At 72.4% G+C, this 7699-nt stretch carries 6 protein-coding genes and 1 pseudogene (1 of these 7 running past the window's edge); all 7 read right to left on the reverse strand.

What is annotated here, in order from left to right; all coding sequences use genetic code 11:
• Positions 1 to 1026, reverse strand: the beginning of a protein-coding gene (locus D471_RS0118235; RefSeq protein ID WP_017599945.1) for a sensor histidine kinase. Its footprint begins 1455 nt before the window's first position; only the first 1026 of its 2481 coding nucleotides appear in the window; it begins with the start codon at positions 1024 to 1026; its stop codon lies off the left edge, out of view.
• Positions 1027 to 1975: 949 nt separating this feature from the next.
• Entirely contained in the window at positions 1976 to 3448 is a 1473-nt protein-coding gene (argH, locus tag D471_RS0118240) for an argininosuccinate lyase (protein WP_017599946.1), read from the reverse strand.
• Between the two features lie 198 nt (positions 3449 to 3646).
• Positions 3647 to 4139: pseudogene (locus tag D471_RS35010) on the reverse strand (arginine repressor).
• A complete protein-coding gene (gene argF, locus D471_RS0118250) occupies positions 4136 to 5083 on the reverse strand; it encodes an ornithine carbamoyltransferase (protein ID WP_017599948.1) in 948 nt (315 codons plus the stop codon). Before argF ends, D471_RS35010 begins: the two are co-directional and overlap by 4 nt.
• Positions 5080 to 6291: an acetylornithine transaminase gene (locus D471_RS0118255; protein ID WP_017599949.1), complete on the reverse strand. Its 1212-nt coding sequence runs from the start codon at positions 6289 to 6291 to the stop codon at positions 5080 to 5082. Before D471_RS0118255 ends, argF begins: the two co-directional genes overlap by 4 nt.
• Complete coding sequence (gene argB / locus D471_RS0118260) at positions 6288 to 7325, reverse strand: acetylglutamate kinase (RefSeq protein ID WP_017599950.1); 1038 nt, start codon at positions 7323 to 7325, stop codon at positions 6288 to 6290. Before argB ends, D471_RS0118255 begins: the two co-directional genes overlap by 4 nt.
• Positions 7322 to 7699 (reverse strand): bifunctional ornithine acetyltransferase/N-acetylglutamate synthase (locus D471_RS35015; protein WP_017599951.1); only part of this gene is annotated, 378 nt, incomplete at its 5' end. The genes argB and D471_RS35015, both read right to left, overlap by 4 nt.

Here is a 7699-nt window from a genome sequence, read left to right on the forward strand (position 1 = left end):
GTAGGCCACGGTGCCCGCGAACAGGGAGACGATGCCGCCGCCCAGGGCGAGGGTGAGCATCCAGGAGCTGGCGTCCTCCCCGGCCGTGACGACGGATCCGGTTCGGGCGTCGATGACGGCGCCCAGATCGTCGGTGACGCGGTCGGCCGCCGCACGCCACCCGTCGGTCCCGATGGGCGGGGTGGTGTCACGGGTCTGTTCCGCCGTCACCGGATCGATGGTGATCGGGGGGTCGTGGCGGGCGAGAGTGTCGGTGATGTCGAGGGCCTCGTGCCAGGCGTCGCTCTCGGCGAGCGCACTCGCGGTGGGGGCGTCCGCGTCGAGGGCGGACCGGCCGGGGCTGCTGGTGGTCACCCGGTGGCGGGCGTCGGCGGCGAGCTCGGCGACGCGCAGCTGGTCCTCGCGGGTGAGGCGGTCCCCCGCGAGGATCGCGCTGACGCGGGCGTCGGTGTGGCTGAAGCTCTCCAGGGCCCACATGAGGTCGGTGGCGGCGGAGGCCTCGGCTGAGGCGGGGCCGTCGTCGAGAGCGCGCGCGATGCTGGCGTAGAGCCGAATGCCCTGGTGGACTGCCTTGGTGTAGCTCGCGATCGTGTCCTCGGTCCCACCGGGGGCGGCGAGGTTGTCGGCGCGGGTCTGCTCGACCTCGTCCAACGAGGTGAAGAACGCGTCAGCGAGGTCGGGGACACCCGGCTCATCGCGTGCGCCGAGGCTGCCGCGTAGGTCCCGCACGCGTTCGAGGGCCGTATCCGTGGAGCCGACGGCGTCGACGAAGGGGCGTCGCGTCTCGGGCCCGGGGGCCGCCAGGTACTCGACGCTGAGTCGGCGCTCCTCCTGGAGCCGGGCGAGCGCGCCGGCGAGTTCGATACCGTCGCGTCCGTCGTTGACGGCGGCGCGCAGGGAGACCGCCTGGATGAGCGTGGCCGTGCTCAGGACGACGAACAGGGCCAGGAAGGTGATGCTGGGGATCAGCACCATCCTGTTGAGCTGTGCTCTGATGCCGTGACCGGTGGTGACCGGCTGTCCCATCGCGCTCCTCCCCACCGACTGGTCGCGAGCTCCGATCGGCGTGGCCCCTCCGCACCCGGTCGGACTGGCCGTCCGGGGGTCGTCGCGTGGCGTGCCGGGCCCGTGGAGGCACGCGCGATCCCGCTGTGCGCGGGGAGTACAGGCAAGGCCACGTTTGGTGCCCGCAGACTCAGGACGCTATCGCACTCAGGGACCCGGTGCCGGGGGAACGCGGAAATGGATACGCGGTGGCCGCTGGAGCCGTGGAAGCGGACGTGGTACGGGCTCGGATACGACGAAGGGGGATCGCGCCGCCAGCGACGTTTGAGGGTGGTGGAGGGTGACGAAGAGGGAGGGACCGCGCCGCAGGCGACGTTTGAGGGTGGTGGAGGGTGACGAAGAGGGAGGGACCGCGCCGCAGGCGACGTTTGAGGGTGGTGGAGGGTGACGAAGAGGGAGGGACCGCGCCGCAGGCGACGTTTGAGGGTGGTGGAGGGTGACGAAGAGGGAGGGACCGCGCCGCAGGCGACGTTTGAGGGTGGTGGAGGGTGACGAAGAGGGAGGGACCGCGCCGCAGGCGACGTTTGAGGGTGGTGGAGGGTGACGAAGAGGGAGGGACCGCGCCGCAGGCGACGTTTGAGGGTGGTGGAGGGTGACGAAGAGGGAGGGACCGCGCCGCAGGCGACGTTTGAGGGTGGTGGAGGGTGACGAAGAGGGAGGGACCGCGCCGCAGGCGACGTTTGAGGGTGGTGGAGGGTGACGAAGAGGGAGGGACCGCGCCGCAGGCGACGTTTGAGGGTGGTGGAGGGTGACGAAGAGGGAGGGACCGCGCCGCAGGCGACGTTTGAGGGTGGTGGAGGGTGACGAAGAGGGAGGGACCGCGCCGCAGGCGACGTTTGAGGGTGGTGGAGGGTGACGGGCGGGCACGCCCGCCACCCGCGGACGCGCCCGCCGCCGCCCCGGATCCCGGTTACCCGGCCTGAGCGATGAGCTGGTCGGCGAGCCAGCCGTCCCGGTGCTCGGCGACCCCGGCGCGCAGACGCTCCAGCTGGTCGGCGACGCGGACCGGCGCTGTGCCGCCCTTCCCGGCACGGGAGGCGAGGGAGCCCTGGACGGTGAGGACCTCGCGCACCTTCGGCGTGAGGTGCTCGGAGACGGCCGCGAAGTCGTCGTCGGTCAGGTCGGGCAGGTCGATCCCGCGCTCCTCGCACACGCGCACGCAGGCCCCGGCGATCTCGTGCGCCTCGCGGAAGGGCACGCGCTCACGGACGAGCCACTCGGCGATGTCCGTGGCCAGGGAGAAGCCCTGGGGCGCCAGCTCCGCCATGCGGTCGGTGTGGAAGGTGAGCGTGGCGACCATGCCGGTCATCGCGGGCAGCAGCAGGTGGAGGCTGTCGACCGCGTCGAAGACCGGCTCCTTGTCCTCCTGGAGGTCCCGGTTGTAGGCGAGGGGGAGCCCCTTGAGGGTGGTGAGCAGGCCGGTGAGGTCACCGACGAGTCGGCCGGCCTTGCCCCGGGCGAGTTCGGCGACGTCCGGGTTCTTCTTCTGCGGCATGATCGACGAACCGGTGGAGAAGGCGTCGTCCAGGGTGACGAAGGAGAACTCCTTGGTCGCCCACAGGATGACCTCCTCCGACAGGCGGGACAGGTCCACGCCGATCATGGCCGTGACGAACGCGAACTCGGCCACGACGTCGCGGGCGGCGGTCCCGTCGATCGAATTCTCCGCCGAGGCGGGGAAGCCCAGCTCGGCGCCGACCGCCTCCGGGTCCAGGCCCAGTGACGACCCGGCCAGCGCGCCCGACCCGTAGGCGGACACGGCGGCCCGGCGGTCCCAGTCGCGCAGGCGCTCGACGTCGCGCAGCAACGGCCAGGCGTGGGCCATCAACTGGTGGCCGAGGAGCACGGGCTGGGCGTGCTGGAGGTGGGTGCGGCCGGGCATGGCCGCGTCGGGGTGCGCCCCGGCCTGGTCGGCCAGGGCACGGACCAGCGCCAGGAGCTCGTCGGCGATGGAGCGGGCCTCCTCGCGCAGGTACATGCGCACAAGGGTGGCGATCTGGTCGTTGCGGGAGCGTCCGGCCCGTAGTCGGCCGCCCAGCTCGGGACCGACCCGTTCGATGAAGCCGCGCTCCAGGGCGGTGTGCACGTCCTCGTCCTCGAAGACGGGGGTGAACGCGCCCGATGCGACGTCGGTCTCCAGCCGGTCCAGCCCCTCGATCATCCGGTCGAGTTCGTCTGCGGTGAGCAGTCCGGCGCGGTGCAGCGCGCGGGCGTGGGCGCGCGATCCGGCGATGTCATGCCGGGCGAGCCGCCAGTCGAAGTGGGTGCTCAGCGAGAGCCGGGCCAGCGCCTGGTCGGGGCCGCCCTCGAAGCGGCCGCCCCAGAGGCGCAGGGCCTCGGGCTGGCCGGTGCCTGGCGTCTCGGTGCCGGGCTGATCGGCCATGGTGGTCTCCTTCGGTGGAACGTGGACGTGGACGTGTGGGGGGTGGGCCTCAAGCTACTCCCGGGGTGGTCGGCCCGAGGGGGCTACCGTTCGGCTGCCGTCAGGTGAGGGTGGCGGCGGGTGAGGGGCGGGCGAGAACCCCCGGCCTTTCGGGCACCCGAACACGAGCCGAAGCGAAGGCTCGGAGAGAGCACCCACTCAGGGCCTGCGGTCGGCCAGGCGTAGGAGCGCGTCGGCCAACTCCTCGCCGCCCTGGGGGTCGCGGGATATCACCAGGATGGTGTCGTCCCCGGCGATGGTGCCCAGGATGGCGTGGAAGTCGGTGTGGTCGATCGCCGAGGCGAGGAACTGGGCGGCCCCGGGAGGGGTACGGACGATGACCATGTTGGCGGAGGCCTCGGCCGACACCAGCAGGTCCTCGGCCAGCCGGGTCAGGCGGGCGCCGGAGGCCTCCGACAGGTCGAGCGTGTCGGGGCGGGTGCGTTGCAGCCNCGTCGGCGGTGCGCAGCTTGACCGCGCCGAGTTCGTCCAGGTCCCTGGAGAGGGTGGCCTGGGTGACCTGGACGCCCGCCGCGGCCAGGCGTTTGGCCAGCTCGCCCTGGGACCGGACGTCCTCGCGGGTGAGGACGTCGGTGATCCGGGCGTGCCGGGCCGCCTTGGTCATCGGCGCGGTACCGGCGTCGTTGGTCATCGGCGCTCGCCCCCGGTGTCCCCACTGGCCCCCAGGAGGAAGGCGAGGAGGGCCTTTTGGGCGTGGAGGCGGTTCTCCGCCTCGTCCCACACCACGCTCTGGGGGCCGTCGATGACCTCGGCCGCGATTTCCTTGCCCCGGTAGGCGGGCAGGCAGTGCAGGACGATCGCCTCGGGGTGCGCCGCGCCGAGGAGTGCGGTGTCGACGATGTAGGGGCGGAAGGGCGCCTCGCGATCGTCGGCCTCGCCCTCCTGGCCCATGGAGACCCAGGTGTCGGTCGCCAGGACGTCGGCGCCGTCGGCCGCCTCGCGAGGATCGGTGGTGACGGTGACCGAACCGCCCGTGTCCTTGGCGATCTCGGCGGCGCGGGCGAGGACGGCGGGGTCGGGATGGTAGCCCTCGGGCGCTCCGACCCGCACGTGGAGTCCGGCCGTGGCGCCGCCCAGCAGGTAGGAGTGGGCCATGTTGTTGGCGCCGTCGCCGAGGTAGGCGAGGGTGAGGCCGGCCAGGGCGCCCTTGTGCTCGCGCACGGTCTGGAGGTCGGCGAGGATCTGGCAGGGGTGGAACTCGTCGGTGAGGGAGTTGACCACCGGCACCGAGCTGGAGCGGGCGAGGGTCTCCAGGTCGGCCTGGGCGAAGGTCCGCCAGACGACGGCGGCCACCTGGCGTTCCAGGACACGGGCGGTGTCCGCCAGGGGTTCGCCTCGGCCCATCTGGGTGGTGGCGGTGTCCACGACCAACGGGGTGCCGCCGAGATCGGCGACACCGACGCTGAAGGACAGCCGGGTCCGGGTGGAGGGCTTGTCGAAGAGGAGCGCGACGGTCCGCGGTCCGGCGAGCGGGCGGTGGTCGAAGCGATCCTTCTTCATCGCGTCGGCGAGGTCGAGCACCCGGGCCTGTTCGGCCGGGGAGAGGTCATCGTCGCGCAGGAAGTGCCGGTTCATGACTGCTTCTCCTTCGTGGCGGCGGCCTCGGCGGCGTCGAGGACGGTCGGCAGGGCCTCGATGAACACGCCGATCTGCTCGGGTGTGATGACGAGGGGCGGGGCGAGGCGGATGGTCTCGGGGCCCACTGCGTTGACGAGGAAGCCTCGGACGGCGGCCTGGTCCTGGACGTGGGCGGCGACGGGGGCGGTCAGGGTGAGGGCCCGCCAGAGTCCGCTGCCGCGCTGCCCCTCCAGGAGCGGGTGGTCGATCGCGTCGAGCTGTTCGGCGAGCAGGTCGCCCATGACGGCGGTGTGGGCGAGCAGGCCCTCGCTCTCGATGGTGTCGAGGACGGCGAGGGCGGCGGCGCACGCCACGGGGTTGCCGCCGAACGTGGAGCCGTGGTCGCCCTTCTGGAAGGCGTCGGCGTAGTCCCCGAAGCCGACGCAGGCGCCGATGGGCAGTCCGCCGCCGAGGCCTTTGGCGAGGGTGAGGACGTCGGGACGCACGCCCGCGTCCTGGTGGGCGAACCACTGGCCGGTGCGCCCGACACCGCTCTGGATCTCGTCGAGGACGAAGGCGGCCCCGGTCTCGTCGCACACGGCGCGCACGCCCGCGAGGTAGCCCTCGGGCGCGGGGACGACCCCGGCCTCGCCCTGGGTGGGCTCGGTGAACACGGCGACGCAGCCCGTGTCGACGGCCTCGGTGAGGGCGTCGATGTCGCCGTGGGGGACGAACCGCACGTCCATCCCGTAGGGACCGAAGGGCTCACGGATGGAGTCCTTGCCGGTCAGGGCGAGGGAGCCGGAGGTGCGGCCGTGGAAGCCGCGCGTGGCGGCGACGAAGTAGTGGCGGCCGGGTCCCGCGGCGCGCTTGACGAGCTTGAGGGCCGCCTCGTTGGCCTCGGTGCCGGAGTTGGCGAAGAAGACCTTGGCGTCGCCTCCGAGGAGGGCGACGAGTCGTTCGGCGAGCTCGACCTCGCGCTCGTGGACGAACAGGTTGCTCGTGTGGGCGAGCGTGGCCGCCTGGTGGGCCACGGCCTTGACGAGGGCGGGGTGTCCGTGGCCGAGACCGGAGACCGCGATTCCGGCGATGAGGTCAAGGTACTGGCGGCCGTCGACGTCGTAGATCTCGCAGCCTCGCCCGAGGCTGAGGGCGATGGGAGGGACCCCGTAGTTGGGCATGAGCGCGGCGGAGAACCGCTCGCGCAGGTCGGCACCGCTGGTCACTTCACGCCTCCTGTGCTGTGGGTGGTGGTGTCGGTGGGGCGCCAGGGGCGCGGGTGGTGGCCGTTCCCGGCGAGCAGGGCGGCTTCGAGTTCCTCGTCGGCGACCATGGTGCCCACCCCCTGGTCGGTGAAGACCTCCAGCAGGAGCGAGTGCGGGACGCGGCCGTCGATGATGTGCGCCTGGGGCACGCCGCCCTCGACCGCGTGCAGGCAGGCCTCCATCTTGGGCAGCATGCCAGACGACAGGGTCGGAAGGAGGGAGCGCAGCTCGTCGACGTTCAGGCGGCTGATCAGCTCGGTGTTGTCGGGGTAGTCGGCGAAGAGCCCCTCGACGTCGGTGAGCATGATGAGCTTGCTGGCCCCCAGGGCGACGGCCAGCGCGGACGCGGCGGTGTCGGCGTTGACGTTGTAGACGCCCCCGTCGTCGGCGCGGGCGACGCTGGAGACCACGGGGATGCGGCCGTCGGCGAGGAGCGCGGCGACGGCGCCGGGGTCGACGGCGGTCACTTCGCCGACCCGCCCGATGTCCACGGTCTCGCCGTCGACGGTGACGGTCTTGCGTTCGGCGGTGAGGATGTTGGCGTCCTCCCCGGACACGCCGACGGCGAAGGGGCCGTGCTGGTTGACGAGGCCGACGATCTCGCGGTTCACCTGGCCGGTGAGGACCATGCGCACGATGTTCATGGCCTCGTCGGTGGTCACGCGCAGGCCGGCGGTGAAGGTGGACTCCACCCCGGCACGGTCGAGTTCGGCGCTGATCTGGGGGCCGCCGCCGTGGACGACGACGGGGCGCAAGCCGGCGTAGTGCAAGAACACGATCGACTCGGCGAAGCGGACCCGCAACTCCTCGCTGACCATGGCGTTGCCGCCGTACTTGACCACGACGGTGCGGCCGTGGAAGCGGGAGAGCCACGGCAGCGCCTCGATAAGGTTGGCGGCCTTGTCGATGGCGCGTGCCCGGTCCTCCACGGGGTCCGCGGTGGAGCCGTGTTCGGCGTCGGGGTTGGGTTGCTGGGCGGGCGGACGGGAGATCATGTGGGTGTTCCGTGGTCGGTGGCGGGGACGTCGGTGCCCGTGGCTCCGGTGTCGGTGTCGACCTGGGCGGCCAGGTCCGCGCAGACCTCGGCGAGCAGCGCGGCGAACGCGTCCGGGTCGGGGCGGACACCGCTGGCGCCGCTGGCCATGAGCAGTGCGACGTCGTTGGTGGCGGTCAGCGGGGCGAAGGACTTCGCCATGGCCGGGGCCAGCACCTCCTGGCACTGGTCGGCGGTCAGGTCCGCGTCCGTGGTGAGCACGCACTGGACGGTGGCCACGGAGGGGTCGGGCCCCTTGGCCATCGCTCCGACGGTGTAGCCGTCGCCGCGTCGGAAGACGATCTTGGCGACGGTGTCGGTGGTGCGGATCGCGTC

The organism is Nocardiopsis lucentensis DSM 44048 (assembly GCF_000341125.1).
In the GTDB taxonomy this organism is placed as follows: domain Bacteria; phylum Actinomycetota; class Actinomycetes; order Streptosporangiales; family Streptosporangiaceae; genus Nocardiopsis; species Nocardiopsis lucentensis.

Bases quoted from the DNA above. Each gene is read 5' to 3' on its own strand.
- argH (WP_017599946.1), bottom strand. From the start codon at position 3,448: ATGGCCGATCAGCCCGGCACCGAGACGCCAGGCACCGGCCAGCCCGAG.
- argF (WP_017599948.1), bottom strand. From the start codon at position 5,083: ATGAACCGGCACTTCCTGCGCGACGATGACCTCTCCCCGGCCGAACAG.
- argB (WP_017599950.1), bottom strand. From the start codon at position 7,325: ATGATCTCCCGTCCGCCCGCCCAGCAACCCAACCCCGACGCCGAACAC.